Source organism: Amycolatopsis australiensis (assembly GCF_900119165.1).
GTDB classification, from domain to species: domain Bacteria; phylum Actinomycetota; class Actinomycetes; order Mycobacteriales; family Pseudonocardiaceae; genus Amycolatopsis; species Amycolatopsis australiensis.
The window spans coordinates 4,684,392-4,705,357 of the sequence record NZ_FPJG01000006.1 but is presented as its reverse complement, the minus strand read 5'-3'; the positions used below and the strand labels follow the sequence as shown (position 1 = coordinate 4,705,357).

Here is a 20,966-nt window from a genome sequence, read left to right as displayed (position 1 = left end):
GCGTGACCGATTTCGACATGCCCTACTGGGAACACCACTGGCGGCAGGCCCGCCACGGCGCCGGCGACCCCAACCCCCACCTGGTCCGGGAAACCGGCGAACTGACGCCGGGCACCGCGCTGGACGCCGGCTGCGGGCAAGGCGCCGAAGCGATCTGGCTGGCCTCCCGCGGCTGGGCCGTCACGGCGGTGGACATCTCTTCGGAAGCTCTCCGGCACGCGGGCTCGCCGGGTGTCGAGTGGGTCCGGGCCGACCTGACCACCTGGACGCCCGCCACGCCGTTCGACCTGGTCGTGACGCACTACGCCCACCCGGCGATGCCGCAGCTCGCGTTCTACCGGCGCATCGCGGAGTGGGTGGCACCCGGCGGCACGCTGCTCGTCGTCGGGCACGCCGGCGGGCACCACCACGTTGCCGAGGCGTCGGCCACCGTCCCCGGCATCACGGAACTGCTGGACGACTGGGAGATCGTCACCGCCGAAGAGCGCGTCCGGACGGCGAAGCATCCGCTGCACGACGTCGTCGTGCGGGCGAGGAGGAAGCCGTGAGCACGATCATCGACGACCCGCGCCGGCGCCGCGCGGTCCTGCTCGGCGTCTGCCTCGCCCTGACGGCGGTGATCGCGTCCGTCTCCGGGCTGAACGTCGCCCAGCCCGAGATCGCGGTCGAGTTCGGCGCGGGACAGGCCACCGTCCTGTGGATCATCAACGGCTACACCCTCACCCTCGCGGCGCTGCTGCTGCCGCTCGGCGCGGTCGGCGACCGGCGGGGCCGCAAGCCCGTGCTGCTCACCGGGCTGGCGCTGTTCGGGGTGGCGAACCTCGCGGCGGGCCTGGCGCCGTCCGCCGTGATCCTGCTGGCCGCCCGGCTCCTGGCCGGTGCCGGCGCGGCGATGATCATGCCGGTGACGCTCGCGGTCATCACGTCGACCTTCCCCGAGGAGCACCGCTCCCGCGCGATCGGCGTGTGGACCGGCGTCGCCGGCGGGGGCGGGATCCTCGGGATGTTCCTCTCGGCGGTCCTGGTCGACCTGACGAGCTGGCGGTGGCTGTTCGTCCTGCCGATCGCGCTCGTCGTGGCGGCCGTCGCGGTGACGTGGCAGTCGGTGCCCGACTCCCGCGAAGAGACCCGGCACGGGTTCGACGTCGGCGGCTCGCTGGCGTCGGCGGCCGCCGTGACCGGGATCGTCCTGGCGCTCCACGAAGGACCGGACCGCGGCTGGGGCGCCCCGGCGACGCTGCTGAGCCTGGCCGCCGGGGTCGTCGGCGTCCTCGGGTTCGTCAGGTGGGAACTGCGTCACCGGGCACCGCTGCTCGACGTCCGCCTCTTCCGCGAGCGCGGCCTGGCGGGCGGTTCCGTGGCCCTGCTGGCGGTCTTCGGGGTGCAGGCGGGGATCTTCGTGGTGCTCTTCCCGTACTTCCAGGCGGTGCTCGGCTGGTCCGGCTTCCGCGCCACGTGCGCGCTGATGCCGACGGCGCTGCTGATGATGGCCGCGTCCGGGCTCGCGCCGCGGGTCGCCGAGCGCGCCGGCGGCCGCGCGACGACGGCTGCAGGAATCACACTCGGGGCCGCCGGGCTGGCCATGATGGCTCTCTTCGTCTCCGTCGACGGCGGCTACCTTTCGGTGCTGCCCGGCATGCTCGCCATGGGACTGGGCATGGGCCTGACGATGACCCCGTCGACCGAAGCGATCACGAGCGCGCTGCCGCGGGAACGCCAGGGCGTCGCGTCCGCGCTGAACGACGTCACCCGGGAGCTCGGCACCGCGCTCGGCGTCGCGCTCCTCGGCACGGTCCTGACGGCCGGCTACCGCGGCGCCATCGACGCGCGCCTCGACGGCGTTCCGGCGGAGGTCGCCGACGCCGCCCGGCGGGGCGTGGCGAACGCCGTCACGGCGCCGCCGCCGGTGTTCCACGCGGCACAGCAGTCCTTTGTGGACGGCTGGCGGCAGTCGATGTGGGCCGGGACCGGCGTGCTGGCCGCCGTGCTGGTCCTCCTCCTCGTGCGCGGGGCCGGCGCCCGGCCGCGGCGCGAGGACCGTGCGGTTCGAGGCCATCGCTGAACCGGAGGCGCTGGGCAACCGAGTCCTCGACGCAGCGTCACTGCTCGGCGAACCGCACCGATCTGTAGTGACATGGGACGGGTGACGACATTCCTGGACAAGGCGGACGAACGGCTGGGTGACGCGCTCGAGCGGCTGCTCTGCGGCCACCACCGGCGGCGGTTGCGGCGGCTCGGCTGGGGCGACGTGCTGAGACCGGGTGGCGCCGGCGACCGGCTCGGCGGACGGGCCGCCGTCCGTGACGGCAACCGCGTCGAGGTGCTCATCGACGGCGAGGAGTCGCTGCCCTCGATCGCCGACGCCATCCGGCACGCGCGGTCCCACGTGCACATCGCCAACTGGCACGCCAGCGCCGATTTCCGGCTGACGCGCGAGCCCGGCGCGCCCACCCTGCGGGATCTGCTCGCCGAGGTGGGCGCGCGCGGCGTCGAGGTACGGGTGCTGCTGTGGGCCGGGCCGCCGGTGCCGGCGTTCCAGCCGACGCGGCGGCTCGCGCGGCGCGAGCGGCGGAAGTTCACCGACGGCACGAGCGTGCGCTGCGTGCTGGACTCCCGCGAGCGGACCCTGCACTGCCACCACGAGAAGGTGGTCGTGGTGGACGACGCCGTCGCGTTCGTCGGCGGGGTGGACTTCACGGCGCTGGAGGGCGACCGGCACGACAGCCCGGAACACCCGCCGCGGCCGATCGGGTGGCACGACCTGGCCTCCCGGCTCGAAGGCCCGATCGTCGCCGACGTCGCCGGCCACTTCCGGCAACGCTGGAGCGAAGTGGCGGGCGAGGACCTGCCGGCGCCGGAGGTGCCCGCGCCGGCCGGCGGCAGCCGCGTCCAGCTGCTGCGCACCGTGCCGGACCACACCTACGGCTTCGCCCCGAAAGGCGACTTCACGCTCCTCGACGGCTACCTGCGGGCGCTGCGGTCGGCGCGCCGGCTGATCTACCTGGAGAACCAGTTCCTGTGGTCGCCCGAGATCGCCGAGGTGCTCCTCGGCAAGCTGCGCGAGCCACCCGACGACCGCTTCCGCGTCGTCCTGCTGCTGCCGCGCAAGCCCAGCAACGGCTCCGACACCACCCGCGGGCAGCTGGGCCGGCTGCTCGACGCGGACGACGGCCACCGCCGTCTCCTCGCGACGACCATCAGCGCGCACGACGGGGAGTCCTCGGCGCCGGTGTACGTGCACGCGAAGCTCGGCATCGTCGACGACGAGTGGCTGACCGTCGGCTCCGCGAACCTCAACGAGCACTCGCTGTTCAACGACACCGAGGTCAACATCGCGACCGACGACCCCGCGGTGGCCCGCGCGACGCGGCTGCGCCTGTGGGCCGAGCACCTGGGCCGCCCGGCCGCGGAGCTGGACGCCACCGACCCGGCGGACGTCGTCGACCACCTCTGGCGGCCGCTGGCCGAGGAGCAGGCGGAGCGGGAACGCCGCGGCGAGCACCGCACCCACCGGCTGGTGCTGCTGCCCGGCGTCTCGCGCCGCGCCGGGCGGCTGCAGGGCCCGTTGCGGGGACTTCTGGTGGACGGCTGAAGATCGGGACTAGGTTGGCGGCATGACTTCCACCGCCGAGAAGGCCACCCGGCTGCAGGAGCTGCACGCCGCCCCCGAGCTGCTGCTGCTCGTCAACGTCTGGGACGCCATCACCGCCAAGGTCGTCGCCGAGACGCCCGGCACGAAGGCGCTCGCGACGCCCAGCCACGGCATCGCCGCTTCGCGCGGCTACCCGGACGGCGAGAAGATCCCGCGTGACGAGATGATCGCCGAGGTCGCGCTGATCGTGCGGGTGGCGGGCGACCTGCCGGTGACGGCCGACCTCGAAGCCGGCTACGGCGACCCCGGCGGCACCGTCGCGCGGGCGATCGACGCCGGGGCCGTCGGCGCCAACCTCGAAGACCGGATGAAGCCGCTGGGCGAAGCCGTGAAGGCGGTCGAAGCGGCCGTCGCGGCGGCGGAAAAGGCCGGCGTCGACTTCGTGCTCAACGCGCGTACCGACGCCTTCCTCAAGACCGATCCGGAGACCGCGCTGACCGAGGCCATCACCCGCGGCCGCGCCTACCTGGAGGCCGGCGCGGCCAACTTCTTCGTTCCCGGCAAGCTCGACGAGGCCCAGGTCGCGCGGCTGGTCGACGAGCTGGGCGAGCGCAAGGTCAACCTGATCGGCGTCCCCGGGTCGATCCCGCTGGCGCGCGCGCAGGAGCTGGGCGTCTCCCGCGTGTCCTACGGCCCGTGGGCCCAGAACGTCGCCCTGACCGCGCTGGCCGAGCTCGCCGAGAACGTCTACGCCGGCGGCGGCCTGCCCGCGGGCACCCGCAGGCTCAACTGACCGCTACCGGATGCGCAGCTTCCGCATGAGCTTGAGCCCGGACAGCATGCTTTCGACGTACCGGTCGTAGCGCTGTCCGGGCCGCGGGCCCATGACCTGCTTCTTCAGCACGGCCAGGTGCTGCACGTCGGTGTACTTGAGCAGCCCCTGGTCGCCGTGGCGGGCGCCGACTCCGGAGCTCTTCACCCCGCCGGAGGGCGTCCCCTTGGCGGCGAACGCGGTCGCGAGGATGTCGTTGACGTTCACGTTGCCGGACTCCAGCCGCGCGGCGACCGCGCGGGCGGCGCCGACGTCGCGGCTCCACACCGAGGCGTTGAGGCCGTAGTCGGTGTCGTTGGCGAGCGCGATCGCTTCGTCGACCGTCCGGTACCGGTGCAGCGCGACCACGGGCCCGAACGTTTCCGTGACACCGCAGAGCATGTCCTTCGTGACGCCCTCGAGGATCGTCGGCTCGAAGAACGCCGGGCCGAGGTCGGGCCGCGGCTTGCCGCCGCAGAGCACGGTGGCCCCCTTGGCGACCGCGTCGTCGACGTGCGCCTTGACGCGGCGCAGGTGGTCCGGCGACACGAGCGACCCCATGTCCGGGCCGAAGTCGTAGGCCGCGCGGACGTCGAGCGCGGACGCCTTCGCCACGAACGCGGCCGTGAACTCGTCGTAGCGGCAGTCGGGCAGGTAGATCCGCTCGATGTGCATGCAGATCTGGCCGGTGTTGCCGAACGCGCCGAAGATCGCGCCCGGGACGGCTTCCCCGAAGTCGGCGTCCGGCAGCACGATCATCGGGTTCTTGCCGCCCAGCTCGAGGCAGCAGCCGATGAGGTTGCGGCCCGCCCGCTCCCCGATCACCTTGCCGGTGGCGGTGGAGCCGGTGAACATGACGTAGTCGGCCTGGTCGATGAGCGCCGGGCCGACGTCCGGGCCCTCCCCGCAGACGACCTGGAACAGCCCCTCCGGCAGGCCGGCCTCTTCCAGCATGCGGACGCCGTAGAGCGGCGAGAGGGCCGTCTTGTTGTCCGGCTTGAGCACCACCGCGTTGCCGGCCATCAGGGCGGGCACGGCGTCGGAAATGCCGGTGGCGAACGGGAAGTTCCACGGCGCGATCACGCCGACGACGCCCTTCGGCAGCCGGATCTCGGTCGAGGACGTCAGGAACGGCACCGGCCCGCCGCGGCGCACCGGCGCGAGGAGCTTGGCGGCCCGCTTGAGGTAGTGGCTCATCACCATCGCCGGGTCGCACGTCTCCTCGATCGCCATCCGGCGGTTCTTGCCGCTCTCGACCTGGATGAGGTCGGCGACGGTCCGCGCGTTGCCGACGAAGAGCGCGTGCGCCCGCTTGAACACCGCGAGCCGCTGCTTGAGCGGCGTGGCTGCCCATTTCCGCTGCGCCTCGCGCGCGGCGGCGAACGCCCGCTCGATGTCCGCCGGCGTCGACTGCGGCAGGCCGACGAGCACCTCGCCGGTGTAGACCTCGGTGAGCGGCCAGGTCTCGCCGGACGATCCGGGCACCCGGGCGACGAGCTGCCGCAGGAACTCGTCGGTGACGCCGGCCGGACGCGAGAGGCCGAGCGGGGTCAGGGTCATGGTCCGCTCACTTTCCCGAGAGGACGAGCCGCGCGCCCATTTCGCCGATCATGATGGCGGGCGCGTTGGTGTTGCCGCCGGTGATCGACGGCATGATCGAGGCGTCGCAGACCCGCAGCCCGTCGACCCCGCGCACTTTCAGGTCGGGCCCGACGACGGCGAGTTCGTCGACGCCCATCCGGCAGGTGCCGACGCCGTGGTAGACCGACGTCGCACGGTTGAGGATCGCGTCGCGCAGCTCCTGGCCGCGCAGGTGCGTGCCCGGGTGGATCTCCTCCTTGACCGCGCCTTTGAACGCCTTCGACGCGAAGATCTCGCGCACCATTTCCGAGCCCTCGCCGAGCAGTTCCAGGTCGGCCGGGTCGGACAGGTACCGGAAGTCGATGCGCGGCGCCGCGGCGGGGTCGGCGGAGGCGAGCCGCAGCGTGCCGCGGCTCTTCGGGTAGATCAGCGTCGTCAGCACGGTGAGCGCGGGGCGCTTGTCGACGTCGTGCCGGATCGGCGCGTCCTGGTTGGGCGAGACGTAGGCCCACGGCAGCAGGTGCAGCTGCAGGTCGGGCACCGCGCCGGCCTGCGAGGTCCGCAGGAACGCGACCGCCTCGAACACCGAGTTCGCCAGGAACGTGCTGCCCGGCCGCAGCAGCTCCCGCGCCAGGCCGCGGGCGAAGTACGGTGCCGTGCCCTTGTTCTTGCTGGAGGACACGTGGAACGTCAGGGCGTGGAACATGTGGTCGTGCAGGTTGTCCCCGACCGGCAGGTCGGCGCGCACCGCGATGCCGTGCTCGCGCAGGTGCTCGGCGTGCCCGATGCCGGACAGCATGAGCAGCTGCGCGGAGCCGACGAACCCGGCCGAAAGGATGACCTCCTTGCCGGCGCGCACGACGCGGGTCCCCCGGCCGTCGGCCACCTCGACGCCGACCGCGCGCCCGCCGTCGAAGAGCACCTTCCTGACCAGCGCCCCGGACTGCAGTTCCAGCGTCGGCGGGGCAAGGTGGTGGAGGTAGCCGCGGGAAGCGCTGTAGCGCAGGCCGTCGGCCGCGTTCTGCTGCATCCGGCTGACGCCCTCCTGCGACTCGGCGTTGTAGTCGTCGAGGATCTTGCAGCCGAGCGCCTCGGAAGTGGCTTCGACGAACTGCAGTGACCCCTCCTGCGGGTTCTTGGCGCGCGTGACGCGGATCGGGCCGCCCGCGCCGCGGAAGGCGTTCTCGCCGTCCTCGAAGTCCTCCATCCGCTTGTACGCCGCGTTGACGCTGTCGGCGTCCCAGCCGGTGTTGCCTTCGGCGGCCCACGAGTCGAAGTTGGCGCGGTTGCCGCGGACGTAGACCATGCCGTTGATGGAGCTGGACCCGCCGACCACCTTGCCGCGCGGCACCGGCATCCGCCGATCGAGAACGTGTTTCTGCTCGACGCCGTAGAAGCCCCAGTCGAACGGCTTCTTCAGCTGCGGCACCGCGTGCATGGGCCCGACCAGCCCGGGCTTCCTGATGAGCAGCCGCTCGTCGCTCTTGCCCGCTTCGAGCACGATCACGCTGGCCCCGGACTGCGCCAGCCGGCCCGCGATCGCCGCCCCCGAGCTCCCCGACCCGACGACGACGTAGTCGGCCTCGTCGCCGCGCGGCGCCCTGTTCGCCATGTCCGCTCCTCGGTCCGGCCCACCACAAACTATAACCTGTTCTAGTTTGCTCACGGTATAGCGTCGCCGCCGCCGAGCGCAACGGGTGCTCCTGCATCGCGGCCATGGCTTTTCGATCGCCGCGACCAGCTTGGTGTCCCAGCCGTTGTAACAGAACGTGTTCATGTCGACCCGGTCGCCGCCGCCCGCCGGGTTGGGCAGGACCTCCGTGGCGGCGCCCTCGACCGTGAAGGTCAGCCGCCCGGGGCGGGCGAATCCCGGCTCGGTGTTGGTGATGCGCTTGATCCGCGGGACGCTGAAGGTGTGCTTGCGGTCCCCGCCGAACCAGCCGTCCATGACCGCCGCGCTGATGGTGCCGTGGGTGCCGGCGAACCGGATCGAGCGCCGCCTGGCGTGCATGCTTCCTCCCCCGCGGGAACCGGAGGACGACTGCAGGCAGCCACCGCATCGGGCGACAAGCGTCGATGTGACACCGTGACCCGATCCGCCACTATGATCTGCGCAGGCGTCCGCCGGCCAGCGGACGGTGACCGGCAGAGGGGGCCCATGTCCGAGCAGCACCCGCCAGGCGGAATGCCGCCCAGCCCACCGCAGTGGATGGCGATGGCCCCGGCCCCGCCCGGCCCGCGGGGACGCAACGGGTTCGCGGTCGCGTCGCTGATCCTGGGCATCCTCGGCATCTGCGGGTTCTCGCTGGTGCTGGGCCTGATCTTCGGCATCGTCGCGCTGGTGCAGATCGGCAAGTCCGGCCAGGCGGGCCGCGGGATGGCGATCGCGGGGATCGTGCTGAGCGTGTTGTGGGTGGGCGCGCTGACGGTGGGCGTGATCGTGCTGGTGAAGAAGACGGAACTGCTGGCGACGACGCCGACGATCGTCGCGTTGCAGCCGGGCGAGTGCTACAACACCCCGGCGGCCTACGGCCTGGACGCGACGAAGGTGTCCTGCGCGGAGCCGCACGACGGCGAGGCGTTCGCGACGGTCCCGCTGAAGGGGTACGTCGCGGGCGAATACCCGGGCGAGGAGACGTTGGAAGCCCAGGCGAAGGCGGGCTGCGAAGCCCAGCGGGCGACGGTGTTCGGCCCGGGGTACACCCCGCCGGTCGAGGCGTCGGTCGGGGTGTTCTATCCGGACAGCAAGGCGTGGCTGGCCGGGAAGTCCGCGGCGGTGTGCACGTTCCAGGTGACTTCGGACAAGCAGTTCACGGGCCCGCTGCGCCACTGAGCGCCAGGGACCGCGAGACTCACAGACCCCGGCGTAGCGCGTCGGCCGCCGCGGCGAGGTCTGCGCGCACCGCTCGCGCCACGTGCGGCCCGCTCTTCGTCATGTGCTTCTGCAGGCTGAGCGCGTAGACGTTCCACAACCCCGCGATCGCCGCCGCCGTGACGCAAACTTCCGGATCGCCCCGCTCGGCGCCGGTCCGGCTCGACAATGCCGCTGCCGCCGCCTCCGTCAGCCGGTCGCGGGCTTCGCGGTAGTGGGCCACCAGGGCCGGCGTCGAGCGGACCAGCTCGCCGAACCGGCGGATTTCCGCCCAGCTCCGCTCGCGCGCCGACGCGACCAGGTAGCCCAGCTCCGCCTCGAGCACCTCCAGCGCCGCGTCGAGCGGGGCCACCGACGGGTCCGCCAGCCGGGCGACCAGCGCGCCGACCTGGACGTCCCAGCGGTCCGCGACCAGTGCTTCCTTGCTGCCGAAGTGGTTGAAGACCGTCTTCTCCGCGACACCGCAGGCCCGCGCGACGTCGGCGACGCGCACCGCTTCGAAGCCGTGCTCCAGGAACATCCGCGTCGCGGTGGCCGACAGCTGCGCCCGCAACTCCCGCTTCCGGCGCTCGCGCAACGACTCGGTGTTCAGCACCGCACCATCGTACAGCAGGAGTACTCTTTACAGTGACTGTAAGGAGCAGTATGAGCGAGTTCGAGATCGTCCGCGAGTACCCGCAGCCCCGGCCCCGCGTCTGGCGGGCCCTCACCGACCCGGCGCTGGTCCCGCGGTGGACGTCGACCGGCCGCGGCGGCCGGCCCGAAGGCTTCGTCCCGGAGGTGGGCACGCGGTTCCGGTTCGTCGGCAGGCCGGTCCCCGGCTGGGACGGCGTCGTCCGGTGCGAGATCCTCGCCGCCGACGCCCCGGAGCTGCTGAGTTTCAGCTGGCGCAACCACGAGTCCGACGCGCCGAGCACGGTGACGTGCCGCCTCGACGAGTCCGCCGGCGGGACCCGCCTCACCTACCGGCACACGGGCTTCCGCGGTGTCGGCGGCTTCTTCATGGCCCGGCTGCTGCACCGCGTCCGTCGCCGGATGCTGGCCGAGGGCTTCCCCTCGGTCCTCGCCGCGGGCGACTGGTAGCCGCTACGACGCCGGTGACCGGTGCCGGGACACGTAGTCGTTGACCAGGCCCGCCGCCGTCTCCGCCGCGTCGACGGTGACCACGAAGCGGCCGCCGGAACGCAGGTGCAGCACCAGGCCCTCGCCGGCCCGGACCACGATCGCGCTGCGGCCGGGACGGCGCCGCCAGCCCCAGCCGCCGTAGGCCAGCGGCACGATCCGATCGGCGCGCGCCTCGGCGATCTCGTCGTAGGCGAGGGTCCGGCGCGGCCAGCCGAGCAGCCCGACCCGCACCCGCACACCGGACGGCCCGACGAGCACCCGCACGGTCGAAAACACCAGGGCCACCACGGAAACCAGCAACCCGATCCGCCACACGTCCGCGCTGCCCAGCACCGCGGCCGCGGCGGCGGCGACCGGCGCGGCGACGACCATGGCGAGGTTGTGCGCGGTCCCGGACCAGACCGCTTGCTCGTCCGCGCCGAGCCCGAAGGACGGCGCCGCACCACGCTCGGCGTCGGCCGGCCTCGGTGGCGCCAGCACCCATCCGGCGGCGCCGGCCACCAGCCCCACGGCGAGGATGCCCAGCGCGAGCAGCCAGCCGACGGGACGCGCGTGGTCCCACGACGTGACGTCGACGTTGGCCCACAGCCCCACCGAATGCGCGGCCAGCAGGATGCCGCCGAGGGCGTAGACGCCCGAAGCCGCCGAGACGCTCCGGGCCACGGCGATCCACGCGGCGCCCCAGAACACGGCCGCGCCGCCGGTGACCAGCCACCACGGCGCGTGAGCATTGGGCACGCCGCCCCACCCCCAGTGCACGGCGATCGGGTCGGGCAGCCGGGGCGCCAGGACGAGCGCCGGCACGACCACGCCGAGCATGATCACCGCCGGAACGCCGTAGCGCAGGACAGCGGGCTTCATCGAACCTCCCCGATCATGGCGACCAGCTCCTCGCGCCCGATCCCCAGCCGCCGCGCCTCGTCGAGCAGCGCCCGGATCCGGTGGTGCAGCTCGGCCCGGTCGGGCCCGGCGGCCAGCACGGTCACACCGCGCCCCCGCCGCATGGCGACGAGCCCCTCGTCGGCGAGCTGGGCGTAGGCGCGCAGCACGGTGTGCATGTTGACCCCGAGCGAGGCGGCCAGCTCCCGCGCGGCGGGCAGCCGTTCGCCCACCGCGACTTCCCCGGTCGCGAGGGCGCGCCGCAGGGCCGACGCGATCTTTTCGTGCAGCGGTGCGGGATCCCGGTCATCCAGTCGTAGCAACATTGTTCTAGAAATACTAGAACAAGTCGGCGCGCACGGCAACACGGGCTGGTGGCGAGGATGGCGAGCGGGCCGCGCCTCGCTCCGGCGCTCGCCGAGGACGAGGCAGCCCGAGCCCGGCCCCAGCCGAACATGGCCCGCCCGGCACTCCCGGACGATCAGCGCGCGTCCCGTCCGGCCGCCCAAGCCCCGACCTCCCCGCACAACCGCCCGGCGTTCCCCGAGGACACCACCGGTCAGGCGGGAACCGTCAGGTCCGCACCGGGTCCGGCTCCGGGCCGAGCACGTCGTCGGCCAGCCCCGCCGCCAGCGCGCGCAACGCCGCGTCCAGGTACACCACCAGGTCGGCGTCCGCCCGCGCGGACCACCGGTCGTACGCCGCCCGGCAGGCCGCCAGTACCGCGCGGCCCACCACCAGCGGGTACAGCGAGTCCTCCGGCTGGCCGGACCGGCGGGCGACATACGCGCTGACCGCCCGTTCCCACGCGTCGTAGTGGACCGCCGCGCTCGCGGCCAGCTCCGGCACCGAGCTCAGCAGCGTCATCCGGGTCCGCAGCTCCGGCACGTCTTCGGCGCGGTAGTGGTTGGCCGCCAGCACCGCCCGGCGCACCGCCTCCAGCACCGGCAGGTCCGGCGGCATCCCGGCGAGCAGCGTGCGGATCGTCGCGACCTCGGTGTCGAACTCGTTCCAGAGGACGTCCGCCTTCGCGTCGTAGTACCGGAAGAACGTGCGCCTGCTGACCCCGGCCGCGGCGGCGATCTGGTCGACCGTCGTCTCGTGGAACCCCTGTTCGGTGAACAGCCGCAGCGCCGCGACCTCCAGTTCCCGTGCGCTCGTGCCCGGCGGGCGGCCGCGGCGGTTCGCGGGCCGGGCGAGCGTGCCATCGGTCATCCGGGTGCCTTTTCGTCGCGGACCTTGCTTGCCGACACGCGGTGACATTACTCTCCCCGGTATTCGACACTCGGTGTCAAAATCATCTCTGCCAAAGGAGCCAGGATGAGCGAGAACCCGCAGACCACCGAACCGGACGAAGCCCTGGCCGAGGAGCTCCTGGTCGAAGAAGTGTCGATCGACGGCATGTGCGGTGTCTACTGAGGACACCCCGGCGGAGTTCGACCTCGACGGCGCCTGGGAACTGGACGACCGGGTGTCCATCCGGCCGGAGCGGTTCGGCGCCCTGCTCTACCACTTCGGCACCCGCCGGCTGTCGTTTCTGAAGAACCGGACCATGCTCGCCGTGGTCCGGGGACTGACCGGGCAGCCGACCGCCCGCGCGGCCTGCGCCGCCGCCGGGGTCACCCCGGCCGAGCTGCCCCGCTACCGCACCGCCCTCGCCGCGCTGGCCGCGTCGCGGACGATCCGCCCGAGGAGCCGCTGATGTCCCTTGTGGACGAATTCCAGTACGGGCTCGACGCCCCCATCTGCCTCACCTGGGAACTGACCTACGCCTGCAATCTCTCCTGCGTGCACTGCCTTTCCTCCTCCGGCCGCCGCGACCCGCGCGAACTGTCCACTGCGGAATGCCGGGCGCTGATCGACGAGTTCGAGCGCATGCAGGTCTTCTACGTCAACATCGGCGGCGGCGAACCGACCGTCCGCCCGGACTTCTGGGAACTCGTGGGCTACGCCACCGAGCACCACGTCGGGGTCAAGTTCTCCACCAACGGTGTCAAGATCACCGAGGATGCCGCGAAACGGCTGGCCGCGAGCGACTACGTCGACGTGCAGATCTCCCTCGACGGCGCCACCGCGGAGGTCAACGACCACGTCCGCGGTCCCGGCTCGTACGCCACCGCGATCCGCGCCATGACCCACCTTTCCGACGCGGGCTTCGGGAACTTCAAGATCTCCGTGGTGCTGACCCGGCACAACGTCGGCCAGCTCGACGCGTTCCAGGCGATCGCCGACCGGTACGGCGCCCAGCTGCGGATCACCCGGTTGCGCCCGTCGGGCCGCGGCGCCGACACCTGGGACGAGCTGCACCCGACCGCCACCCAGCAGCGGGAGCTGTACGACTGGCTGGTCGCGCACGGCGAAAACGTCCTGACCGGCGACTCGTTCTTCCACCTCGCCGGCTACGGCGACGGCGGCCTGCCCGGGCTCAACCTGTGCGGCGCCGGACGCGTCGTGTGCCTGGTCGACCCGGTCGGCGACGTCTACGCCTGCCCGTTCGCCATCCACGACACCTTCCTCGCCGGCAACGTCCGCGACGGCGGCGGATTCACCCGGGTGTGGCGCGAATCCGCGCTGTTCACCGAGCTGCGCGGCCCGCAGAGCGGCGGGGCGTGCACGTCGTGTTCGGCGTTCGACGCCTGCCGCGGCGGCTGCATGGCCGCGAAGTTCTTCACCGGCCTCCCGCTCGACGGCCCCGATCCGGAATGCGTCCGCGGCCACGGCGAACGCGCGCTGGCCGGTGTCACCGCCGTCCCGAAGCCGTCGCTCGACCACAGCCACCGCCGTCCGGTCCCGGTGACCATCGGGATGCGCCGTCCGCCGGAGCGCGCCTGCGACGAGAACCCCCTCGCCGGGTTCCGGCCCTGACATGCGGCTGGCCGACCTGACCTGGCCGGACGTCGCCGAGCGTGCTGCGGCCGGCGCGATACTGGCCGTGCCGGTCGGGGCGACCGAGCAGCACGGCCCGCACCTGCCGCTCTCGACCGACACCGACATCGCCCTCGCGTTGTGCGACCGGCTGGCGGGCAAGCGTCCCGGCGTGCTGGTGGCACCGCCGGTGGTGTACGGCTCCAGCGGCGAGCACGCGGGATTCGCCGGGACGCTGTCGATCGGGCAAGAAGCGACCGAGCTGCTGCTGGTGGAGCTGGGCCGGTCCGCGGCGGAGACGTTCCCGCGGCTGCTGTTCGTCTCCGCGCACGGCGGCAACGCGGCACCGGTCACCCGGGCCGTCGCGCGGCTGCGGGCGGAATCGCGCGACGTCGAGGTCTTCCACCCGCGCTGGCACGGCGATCCGCACGCCGGGCGGCCGGAAACCGCGCTGCAGCTGGCGTTGCGGCCCGGCGGCGTGCGGATGGACCGGGCGGCGCCGGGGGACCGGCGTCCGCTGCGTGAAGTGCTGCCGTTGCTGCGTGACGGCGGCGTGCGCGCGGTGACCCGGACGGGCGTGCTCGGCGATCCGACGACGGCGACCGCGCGGGAAGGGCAGGCGTTGCTCGACGAGCTGACCGCGCAGCTGGTGTCCCATGTGGACGGTTGGGCATGACGCCGCGCGTCGCGCTGGTGACCGGCGCGGCCCGCGGGATCGGCGCCGCGACCGTCCGGCGCCTGGCCGGTCAGGGGTACGCGGTGCTGGCGGTCGACGTCGCCGCCGACGATCCCGCGCTGCCGTACCCGATGGGCAGCGCGGCCGAGCTGGCGGCCGTCGCCGGGCAGGCGGGGGTCGAGGCGTTCGTCGCCGACGTCCGCGACCGCGCGGCCCTGACCGCGGCGGTCGCGGAAGCCGAACGCCGCTGGGGCGGGCTCGACGTCGCGGTCGCGGCCGCCGGGGTCATCGCCGGGGGCGTGCCGCTGTGGGAGGTGCCGCCCGGGCAGGAGGACGCCGTCCTCGACGTGGACCTGCGCGGAGTGCTCAACCTGGCGCGGGCGGCGATCCCGGCGATGCTGCGGCGGCCGGTCCCGAGATCGGGCCGGTTCCTCGCGGTCGCCTCGGCCGCGGCGACGCGCGGGCTGCCGATGCTGGCCGCGTACTGCGCGGCGAAAGCCGGCGTGGCGGGGCTGGTGCGGGCGCTGGGCAGCGAACTGGGCGACTCCGGCGTGACGGCGAACGCGGTCAGCCCGGGATCGACCGACACGCCGATCCTGACGGAGAGCGCGCGGCTGTACGGCCTGGCGGGCGCGCGGGACTTCGCGGCGCAGCAGCCGGTCGGAAGGCTGCTGGACCCGGCGGAGATCGCGCAGGTGCTGGCGTTCCTGGCGGACCCGGCCGCCGGCGCGACGACGGGTGCGGTCATCCCGGTCGACGGAGGGCTCGCGCTGTGACCAGGCCCGTGCACACCCGAGCCGCCTCGGCCCCCGCTCACCGAGGGCCCGCGCTGAGGCCAGACCGTGCACACCCAAGCCGCCTCGGCCCCCGCTCACCGAGGGCCCGCGCTGTGACCACTCCCCCGCACACCCAAGCCGCCCGCGCCGCCTCGACCCCCGCCCACGGAAGGCCCGCGCCGTGACCACTCCCCTGCCTCGCGGCTTCCGCGTCGTGCTCGATCCCGGCACGAAGCGGCTCACCCCCGGCCTCTGGTTCGGCGGCTCGCCCGCCCGAGTCCTGCGCCTCACCGCCGCCGGGCGCGCAGCCTGGCGGGAACTCGCCGACGGGCCGGTCACCTCCGCCGCCGGTGGCGCGCTCGCCCGGCGGCTCACCGACGCCGGCCTCGCCCATCCCGTGCCGCCCGCACCCACCCGGGCCGCCGACCTCACCGTCGTGGTCCCCGTCCTCGACCGGCCCGCCGAACTCGCCCGGTGCCTGGCCTCACTCGACGGCCGCCACCCCGTGCTCGTCGTCGACGACGGCTCCGCCGGCCCCGCCGCGCTCGCCGCCGTCGCCGCCGCGCACGGCGCGGAACTCGTGCGCCGGGACGTCAACGGCGGGCCCGGTGCCGCCCGGAACACCGCCCTGGCGCACGTCTCCACCGATCTTGTGGCCTTTGTGGACAGTGACTGCGTCGCGCCGGGACCGTGGGCGCAGCGGCTCGCGGCCCACTTCGCCGATCCGCTGCTCGCCGCGGTCGCCCCGCGCGTCCGTGCCCTGGCGCCGGACACCGCGGCCGGGAAGTACACGCGGGCGGCGAGCAGCCTCGACCTCGGGGACCGGCCCGCCCGCGTCGCCCCGGGCACCCGGACGTCGTACGTCCCCACCGCCGCGCTGGTCGTGCGCCGCTCCGCCGTGACGGCGGCCGGGGCGTTCGACCCCCGGCTACGGGTCGGCGAGGACGTCGACCTCGTGTGGCGGCTGCACGCCGCAGGCCGGCGGGTCCGCTACGCGCCGGACGTCCACGTCGGCCACCACGAACCCGCGACCTGGCGCGGGCTTCTCGCGCGCCGCTTCCGATACGGCACGTCGGCCGCGCCGCTCGCGCAGCGCCATCCCGACGCTCTCGCGCCGCTCGTCCTGCACCCCTGGCCGGCGCTGACCGTCGCGGCGCTGCTCGCCCGGCGGCCGGCGCTCGCGGCCGGAGCGTTCGGCACGGCCGTACTGACCATGCTGAAGACATTGCGCGCCAACCACATCCCGGCCGGCGGCGTGGTCCGGGCGACGGGCACGGCCGTGCGGCAGACCTGGCTCGGTGCCGGCCGCTACACCACCCAACTCGCCGCTCCCGTCCTCCTCGCCTTCCTGACCCGGGCCAGCCGGGGACGGCGTGCCGCGCTCGCGTCGCTGCTGCTCGGACCGCCGCTGACCGCCTGGTGGAAGAGCGGACGCGAGCTGGACCCGGTTCGCTACACCGCCGGCGCCCTCGCCGACGACCTCGCCTACGGCGCCGGCGTCTGGGCCGGCTGCCTGGCCCACCGGACCACCGTGCCGCTGCGGCCCAGGATCGCCTGGCGCCCGCTGCGCGTCGACCTGAAGGGAAACCGATGAGCAACGCCTGGTTCGAGTCCGTCGCCGAAGCACAGCGGCGCGCGAAGAAGCGCCTGCCCACGTCCGTCTACTCGGCCCTGATCGCCGGTTCGGAGAAGGGGTTGACGCTCAAGGACAACCTCGCCGCCTTCGACGAGCTGACCTTCGCCCCGCGCACGGCCGGGCTGCCCGGGGAACGCGAGCTGGCGACCACCGTGCTCGGCCGGGACATCGCGCTGCCGGTGCTGCTCTCCCCCACCGGCGTGCAGGCCGTGCACCCGGACGGCGAAGTCGCCGTCGCCCGCGCGGCGGCCGCCCGCGGCACGGCGATCGGCCTGTCCTCCTTCGCGAGCAAGCCGATCGAAGAAGTCGTCGCCGCCAACCCGGCCACGTTCTTCCAGGTCTACTGGACCGGCGGCCGCGACGACATCCTCGCCCGGCTGGAGCGCGCCCGCCGGGCGGGGGCCGCCGGGCTCATCCTCACGCTCGACTGGTCGTTCTCCCACAGCCGCGACTGGGGCAGCCCGCACATCCCCGAAAAACTCACCTTCCGCGAGCTGCTGCGCTTCGCGCCCGAAGGCCTGACGCGCCCGCGCTGGCTGCTCGGCTACGCGCGCACCCGCCGCCTGCCCGATCTCGGCGTCCCGAACATGGCGGAACCCGGCAGTCCGGTCCCCACGTTCTTCGGCGCGTACGGCCAGTGGCTGCAGACCCCGCCGCCGTCGTGGGAGGACGTGCGGTGGCTGCGCGCGCAGTGGGACGGGCCGTTCCTGCTCAAGGGCGTCATCCGGGTCGACGAGGCCCGCCGCGCGGCCGACGCCGGGGTCAGCGCGATCTCGGTGTCCAACCACGGCGGCAACAACCTCGACGGCACGCCCGCCACGATCCGCGCGCTGCCCGCGATCGCCGACGCGGTCGGCGATCAGGTGGAGGTCCTGCTGGACGGCGGCATCCGGCGCGGCAGCGACGTCGTCAAGGCCCTCGTGCTCGGGGCCCGCGCGGTGCTCATCGGCCGCGCGTACCTCTGGGGCCTGGCGGCGAACGGGCAGGCCGGCGTGGAGAACGTCCTGGACGTGCTGCGCAACGGAATCGACTCGACGCTGCTCGCCCTCGGCCGCCGCAGCGTGCACGACCTCGGCCGGGCGGACGTCCGGATCCCGGACACGTTCGCCCGCACGCTGGGCGGCGAGCCGAGCCGAAGCGTCAGCTGATCACTGCTCGCCGCGGACGTCGCCATCGTCGTCCGGGCGCTCCGCGGCGAGCCGGCTGTTCCAGGCCCGCCGCATCGACTCGTACCGTTCCCGGAAGCGGGCGTCGTGCCGGGCACGCCACGGAGACGGCGCCAGGGAGCGGGTCACCAGCAGCTCGTGCGGCTCGTAGTCGTTGAGCGTCGGGGTGACCTCCAGCCCGGCGGCGGTGAGAATCTTCCGCATCGCCTCTCCCATCGCCTCGCCGACCGCGGACGACAGCCGCGAAAAGGCGGCGTACTCGTCCCCCTCGCCGTGCGGATCCTCGGCCCAGGCGGCCTGCGCGGCGTCTCGGCAGACCTCGTGCCGCCGCCAGTGGACCAGCACGCCGTTCAGGTCCGGCAGGTCGACCGACACGATGGCGCCCGCCGTGCCGATCGGACGCTCGGCGGGCGCCACGGGAAGCCCGGCCGCGGCCAGCTCGGACTGGACGACGAGGACGAGGGCGTCCAGGCGGTGTCGCCGGCCGGGATCGGCGCCGGGTTCGGTCATGCCGTCATTCTGGCAGCACGCCGGCCGCGGACAGCCGGTGACGGAGGCGCTCGGCGGCCTCGAGGTGCGGGCCGACGTCGGCCCGCAGGCTTCCGTGGCGCTTCACCACCTCGCCCGCCACCAGCACCGTGTCGACGTGGGCGCGGTCCATCTGCTGCGTCACCGTGCTGTACGGGTCGTACACCGGGGCGACGCCGGCGCGGTCCGCGCGCAGCAGCACGATGTCCGCCGCGCGGCCCGGCGCCAGCGCGGCACCGTTCGTGGCCTGGCGCAGCACGTCCCGCACGCTCGTCACCGGCTCGGCCGCGGACAGCTCGTCGTACCGGGCCACCTGGTAGGCGGCACGCATCTGGGTGAACATGTCGGCGGCCACGGTGACCTCGACGTCGGTGCTGAGGCTCACCGGCACCCCGGCCCGGGCGGCGGCGGTGAGCGGCGGACGCCCGTGCCCCATCACCAGCTCGACCGCCGGCGCGATCGACAGCGACCCGCCACCGGCGGCGATCAGGCCCAGCTCGTCCGCGCCGAGGCCGGTGCCGTGGATGAACGTCGTGCCGGGCCGGAGGACACCGAGCGCGTGGAGCCGGGAAACCGGGCCTTCGCCGTGGTGGCGGTGCACCACGTGACGCGCCGTGCGCACGGCGAGTTCGTCGGCGAGCCGGGCGTTGTGGCGTTCGGCGTCCTCGTCGCCGGGCTCGGTGACGAGGGCGAGCGTGACCAGCGCGTCGTCGTCCGGCAGCAGCCCGGCACGGACGCGGCGCACGTCCTGGCCGAGGGCGGCGCCGTGGCTCTTCGCGCGCGGAAAGCTGTTGCCGTAGGCGAAGGTCGCGCGGATCCCGCTGTCCTTCAGTGCCTGGACCAGCGCGTCGGACGCGGCCGGCGTGTCCTGGATGTTGGAGATGTCCTGCACCGTCGTGATGCCCGCGTCCAGCGCCGCGTAGGCGGAGAGCAGGTTTCCGAGGTAGAGGTCCTCGGGCGTCAAGGCGGGTCCGATGCGCTCCAGCACGGTGCCGAAGTACTCCGCCAGCGTGTGGTGCGGTGCGCTGCCGCGCAGGGACGCCTGCCACATGTGCCGGTGCGTGTCCACGAAACCCGGGATCGCGAGGCACCCCGCGGCGTCGATTTCCGCCGCGGCACCGGGCAGGTCCGGGCCGATCGCGGTGATCCGGCCCGCCTCGACCGCGATGTCCGCCCGGGTCAGGTCACCGGCGCCGGGGTCCATGGTCAGGACCCGGGCGCCGCGGATGATCAGTGTCATGCCCCCACTCTCGGGGCCGCCCTGGCCCGGCAGCGAGCCACGGCGCAGAGATGGGAACATCCTCCTCGGAGGGGGGCTTCATGCTCGGAACGCACCACATCGATGAACTGGATCGGAAGATCCTCCACGCGCTGCAGATCGACGGCCGGGCGCCGTTCCAGCGCATCGCCGAGGTAGTGGGCGTCTCCCCGCAGACGGTCCAGCGTCGCTACGGCAGGTTGCGCGCCGAGGCCGGGTTACGCGTCACGGGTCAGATCCGGCCCGAAGCCGTTGGCGAGGAGGAGTGGCTGCTGCGGATCCGGTGCGCGCCGGATCGCACCGGCTCGCTCGCGCGGGCGCTCGCCCGGCACGACGAGACCTCGTGGGTGCACATCGCGTCCGGCGGCACGGAGATCATGGGCGTCGCCCGCGCCCCCGCCGAGACCGGGCCGACGCTGCTGCGGGCCCTGCCGAACACGCCGCGGGTGCGGGAGATCAGCGCGCACTGCCTGCTCCACACCTACTACGGCGGGGAGCTCAGCATCGTGAACAAGACCGGCCCGCTGGACGCCGGGCAGGTCGCCGCCCTGCGGTTCGGTCCCCGGGACGGCACCGGCGGCGCGGACCTCACCGCGACCGACCGCGCGCTGACGGCCCTGCTGGCCCGGGACGGCCGCACCGGCTACCCCGAGCTGGCCCGGGCGGCCGGCTGCTCGGTCTCGACCGCGCAGCGGCGGCTGATCGAGCTGCGCCGCCACGGCGTGGTCTACTTCGACCTCGACCACGACCCGCGCGTCCTCGGCCGCACCAAGCTCGCCATGCTGTGGCTCACCGTCGGCCCGGCCGCGCAGGACGACGCCGGCCGGGCGCTGGCCGCCCACCCCGAGGTCTCGTTCGCGGCGTCGACCACCGGCCCGACCAACCTCTACGCCGCCGTGAACAGCACCGGCAATCTCGCCCTGCACCGCTACCTGACCGGTCCGGTCGCGGCGCTGCCCGGCGTCACCGCCGTCGAGACCGCGCCGATCACGGAGACGGTGAAGCGGGCCGGCGCGGCGGTCAGGTGAGGGTGGCGGACGAGCGGGCGGACGAGGCCAGCCGGCACGGTCACGGACCCGCGGCCGGATTCGTCAATCCTTGACAGCGCGACCGCGTCGCCCTACCGTTTTCCCCACGCCGCCGAGTTGTCCAGACCATTTATTCACTGCCATGAACGAATGGTGCAGCGTTCCCATGGTGA

At 73.7% G+C, this 20,966-nt stretch carries 22 protein-coding genes; 14 read left to right on the top strand and 8 right to left on the bottom strand.

Going from position 1 to position 20,966, the window contains the following annotated elements:
- Positions 1 to 2 precede the first annotated feature (2 nt).
- From BT341_RS23280 to BT341_RS23265, 4 genes are all read left to right on the top strand, one after another.
- A complete protein-coding gene (locus tag BT341_RS23280; RefSeq protein ID WP_245805074.1) occupies positions 3 to 548 on the top strand; it encodes a class I SAM-dependent methyltransferase in 546 nt (181 codons plus the stop codon).
- Positions 545 to 2,062: an MFS transporter gene (locus tag BT341_RS23275; protein WP_072478297.1), complete on the top strand. Its 1,518-nt coding sequence runs from the start codon at positions 545 to 547 to the stop codon at positions 2,060 to 2,062. Before BT341_RS23280 ends, BT341_RS23275 begins: the two co-directional genes overlap by 4 nt.
- Positions 2,063 to 2,143: 81 nt before the next feature.
- Complete coding sequence (locus tag BT341_RS23270; protein WP_245805073.1) at positions 2,144 to 3,592, top strand: phospholipase D-like domain-containing protein; 1,449 nt, start codon at positions 2,144 to 2,146, stop codon at positions 3,590 to 3,592.
- Positions 3,593 to 3,614: 22 nt separating this feature from the next.
- The gene (locus BT341_RS23265) at positions 3,615 to 4,385 is read left to right on the top strand and encodes an isocitrate lyase/PEP mutase family protein (protein ID WP_072478295.1); all 771 of its coding nucleotides are present in this window, start codon (positions 3,615 to 3,617) and stop codon (positions 4,383 to 4,385) included.
- Positions 4,386 to 4,388: 3 nt separating this feature from the next.
- Here the strand turns inward: BT341_RS23265 and BT341_RS23260 are convergent, their stop codons facing one another.
- On the bottom strand, positions 4,389 to 5,963 hold the full coding sequence (locus BT341_RS23260) for a succinic semialdehyde dehydrogenase (protein WP_072478294.1): 1,575 nt from the start codon (positions 5,961 to 5,963) through the stop codon (positions 4,389 to 4,391).
- Between the two features lie 7 nt (positions 5,964 to 5,970).
- On the bottom strand, positions 5,971 to 7,596 hold the full coding sequence (locus tag BT341_RS23255; RefSeq protein WP_072482140.1) for a GMC family oxidoreductase: 1,626 nt from the start codon (positions 7,594 to 7,596) through the stop codon (positions 5,971 to 5,973).
- A gap of 546 nt (positions 7,597 to 8,142) precedes the next feature.
- On the opposite strand from BT341_RS23255, the gene BT341_RS23250 reads away from it, so the two are divergent.
- Positions 8,143 to 8,817 (top strand): DUF4190 domain-containing protein, encoded by a 675-nt coding sequence (locus BT341_RS23250; RefSeq protein ID WP_218177760.1) that lies wholly within the window; start codon positions 8,143 to 8,145, stop codon positions 8,815 to 8,817.
- Positions 8,818 to 8,836: 19 nt separating this feature from the next.
- Here the strand turns inward: BT341_RS23250 and BT341_RS23245 are convergent, their stop codons facing one another.
- A complete protein-coding gene (locus BT341_RS23245; RefSeq protein WP_072478292.1) occupies positions 8,837 to 9,451 on the bottom strand; it encodes a TetR/AcrR family transcriptional regulator in 615 nt (204 codons plus the stop codon).
- 50 nt (positions 9,452 to 9,501) lie between these two features.
- Between BT341_RS23245 and BT341_RS23240 the strand changes: the two genes are divergently transcribed.
- Positions 9,502 to 9,939, top strand: a complete 438-nt coding sequence (locus BT341_RS23240) for an SRPBCC family protein (RefSeq protein WP_072478291.1) — start codon at positions 9,502 to 9,504, stop codon at positions 9,937 to 9,939.
- Between the two features lie 3 nt (positions 9,940 to 9,942).
- On the opposite strand, the gene BT341_RS23235 is transcribed toward BT341_RS23240, so the two are convergent.
- From BT341_RS23235 to mftR, 3 genes are all read right to left on the bottom strand, one after another.
- Positions 9,943 to 10,842: a DUF1648 domain-containing protein gene (locus BT341_RS23235; RefSeq protein ID WP_072478290.1), complete on the bottom strand. Its 900-nt coding sequence runs from the start codon at positions 10,840 to 10,842 to the stop codon at positions 9,943 to 9,945.
- Positions 10,839 to 11,186 (bottom strand): GntR family transcriptional regulator, encoded by a 348-nt coding sequence (locus tag BT341_RS23230; protein WP_072478289.1) that lies wholly within the window; start codon positions 11,184 to 11,186, stop codon positions 10,839 to 10,841. The genes BT341_RS23235 and BT341_RS23230 overlap by 4 nt, the downstream gene beginning before the upstream one ends.
- A gap of 247 nt (positions 11,187 to 11,433) precedes the next feature.
- Positions 11,434 to 12,075 (bottom strand): mycofactocin system transcriptional regulator, encoded by a 642-nt coding sequence (gene mftR / locus BT341_RS23225; protein ID WP_072478288.1) that lies wholly within the window; start codon positions 12,073 to 12,075, stop codon positions 11,434 to 11,436.
- Between the two features lie 105 nt (positions 12,076 to 12,180).
- Here mftR and mftA point away from each other — a divergent pair, with 105 nt between their 5' ends.
- The 7 genes from mftA (at position 12,181) to mftD (ending at position 17,961) form a co-directional block, all read left to right on the top strand.
- Positions 12,181 to 12,279, top strand: a complete 99-nt coding sequence (mftA, locus tag BT341_RS23220) for a mycofactocin precursor MftA (protein WP_072478287.1) — start codon at positions 12,181 to 12,183, stop codon at positions 12,277 to 12,279.
- Entirely contained in the window at positions 12,269 to 12,562 is a 294-nt protein-coding gene (gene mftB / locus BT341_RS23215) for a mycofactocin biosynthesis chaperone MftB (protein ID WP_072478286.1), read from the top strand. Before mftA ends, mftB begins: the two co-directional genes overlap by 11 nt.
- A complete protein-coding gene (mftC, locus tag BT341_RS23210) occupies positions 12,562 to 13,725 on the top strand; it encodes a mycofactocin radical SAM maturase (RefSeq protein WP_072478285.1) in 1,164 nt (387 codons plus the stop codon). Before mftB ends, mftC begins: the two co-directional genes overlap by 1 nt.
- Before the next feature lies 1 nt (position 13,726).
- Positions 13,727 to 14,401, top strand: coding sequence for a mycofactocin biosynthesis peptidyl-dipeptidase MftE (gene mftE, locus BT341_RS23205; RefSeq protein WP_072478284.1), 675 nt, complete (start codon positions 13,727 to 13,729; stop codon positions 14,399 to 14,401).
- Complete coding sequence (locus BT341_RS23200; RefSeq protein ID WP_072478283.1) at positions 14,398 to 15,177, top strand: mycofactocin-coupled SDR family oxidoreductase; 780 nt, start codon at positions 14,398 to 14,400, stop codon at positions 15,175 to 15,177. Before mftE ends, BT341_RS23200 begins: the two co-directional genes overlap by 4 nt.
- A gap of 181 nt (positions 15,178 to 15,358) precedes the next feature.
- Positions 15,359 to 16,771: a mycofactocin biosynthesis glycosyltransferase MftF gene (gene mftF / locus BT341_RS23195; RefSeq protein WP_072478282.1), complete on the top strand. Its 1,413-nt coding sequence runs from the start codon at positions 15,359 to 15,361 to the stop codon at positions 16,769 to 16,771.
- Positions 16,768 to 17,961 (top strand): pre-mycofactocin synthase MftD, encoded by a 1,194-nt coding sequence (gene mftD, locus BT341_RS23190; protein WP_072478281.1) that lies wholly within the window; start codon positions 16,768 to 16,770, stop codon positions 17,959 to 17,961. The genes mftF and mftD overlap by 4 nt, the downstream gene beginning before the upstream one ends.
- Here the strand turns inward: mftD and BT341_RS23185 are convergent, their stop codons facing one another.
- Both BT341_RS23185 and BT341_RS23180 read right to left on the bottom strand, forming a co-directional pair.
- Positions 17,962 to 18,489, bottom strand: coding sequence for a hypothetical protein (locus BT341_RS23185; RefSeq protein ID WP_084742977.1), 528 nt, complete (start codon positions 18,487 to 18,489; stop codon positions 17,962 to 17,964).
- Positions 18,490 to 18,493: 4 nt separating this feature from the next.
- Complete coding sequence (locus BT341_RS23180) at positions 18,494 to 19,747, bottom strand: amidohydrolase family protein (RefSeq protein ID WP_072478280.1); 1,254 nt, start codon at positions 19,745 to 19,747, stop codon at positions 18,494 to 18,496.
- A gap of 80 nt (positions 19,748 to 19,827) precedes the next feature.
- On the opposite strand from BT341_RS23180, the gene BT341_RS23175 reads away from it, so the two are divergent.
- Positions 19,828 to 20,793, top strand: coding sequence for an Lrp/AsnC family transcriptional regulator (locus BT341_RS23175; RefSeq protein WP_072478279.1), 966 nt, complete (start codon positions 19,828 to 19,830; stop codon positions 20,791 to 20,793).
- The last annotated feature ends 173 nt before the right edge of the window (positions 20,794 to 20,966 follow it).

Excerpts from the sequence above, each read along its gene's own strand:
- BT341_RS23265 (WP_072478295.1), top strand. The coding sequence starts at position 3,615 with ATGACTTCCACCGCCGAGAAGGCCACCCGGCTGCAGGAGCTGCACGCC.
- BT341_RS23260 (WP_072478294.1), bottom strand. The coding sequence starts at position 5,963 with ATGACCCTGACCCCGCTCGGCCTCTCGCGTCCGGCCGGCGTCACCGAC.
- BT341_RS23255 (WP_072482140.1), bottom strand. The coding sequence starts at position 7,596 with ATGGCGAACAGGGCGCCGCGCGGCGACGAGGCCGACTACGTCGTCGTC.
- BT341_RS23250 (WP_218177760.1), top strand. The coding sequence starts at position 8,143 with ATGTCCGAGCAGCACCCGCCAGGCGGAATGCCGCCCAGCCCACCGCAG.
- BT341_RS23240 (WP_072478291.1), top strand. The coding sequence starts at position 9,502 with ATGAGCGAGTTCGAGATCGTCCGCGAGTACCCGCAGCCCCGGCCCCGC.
- BT341_RS23235 (WP_072478290.1), bottom strand. The coding sequence starts at position 10,842 with ATGAAGCCCGCTGTCCTGCGCTACGGCGTTCCGGCGGTGATCATGCTC.
- BT341_RS23230 (WP_072478289.1), bottom strand. The coding sequence starts at position 11,186 with ATGTTGCTACGACTGGATGACCGGGATCCCGCACCGCTGCACGAAAAG.
- mftR (WP_072478288.1), bottom strand. The coding sequence starts at position 12,075 with ATGACCGATGGCACGCTCGCCCGGCCCGCGAACCGCCGCGGCCGCCCG.
- mftA (WP_072478287.1), top strand. The coding sequence starts at position 12,181 with ATGAGCGAGAACCCGCAGACCACCGAACCGGACGAAGCCCTGGCCGAG.
- mftC (WP_072478285.1), top strand. The coding sequence starts at position 12,562 with ATGTCCCTTGTGGACGAATTCCAGTACGGGCTCGACGCCCCCATCTGC.
- mftE (WP_072478284.1), top strand. The coding sequence starts at position 13,727 with ATGCGGCTGGCCGACCTGACCTGGCCGGACGTCGCCGAGCGTGCTGCG.
- BT341_RS23200 (WP_072478283.1), top strand. The coding sequence starts at position 14,398 with ATGACGCCGCGCGTCGCGCTGGTGACCGGCGCGGCCCGCGGGATCGGC.
- mftD (WP_072478281.1), top strand. The coding sequence starts at position 16,768 with ATGAGCAACGCCTGGTTCGAGTCCGTCGCCGAAGCACAGCGGCGCGCG.
- BT341_RS23185 (WP_084742977.1), bottom strand. The coding sequence starts at position 18,489 with ATGACCGAACCCGGCGCCGATCCCGGCCGGCGACACCGCCTGGACGCC.
- BT341_RS23180 (WP_072478280.1), bottom strand. The coding sequence starts at position 19,747 with ATGACACTGATCATCCGCGGCGCCCGGGTCCTGACCATGGACCCCGGC.
- BT341_RS23175 (WP_072478279.1), top strand. The coding sequence starts at position 19,828 with ATGCTCGGAACGCACCACATCGATGAACTGGATCGGAAGATCCTCCAC.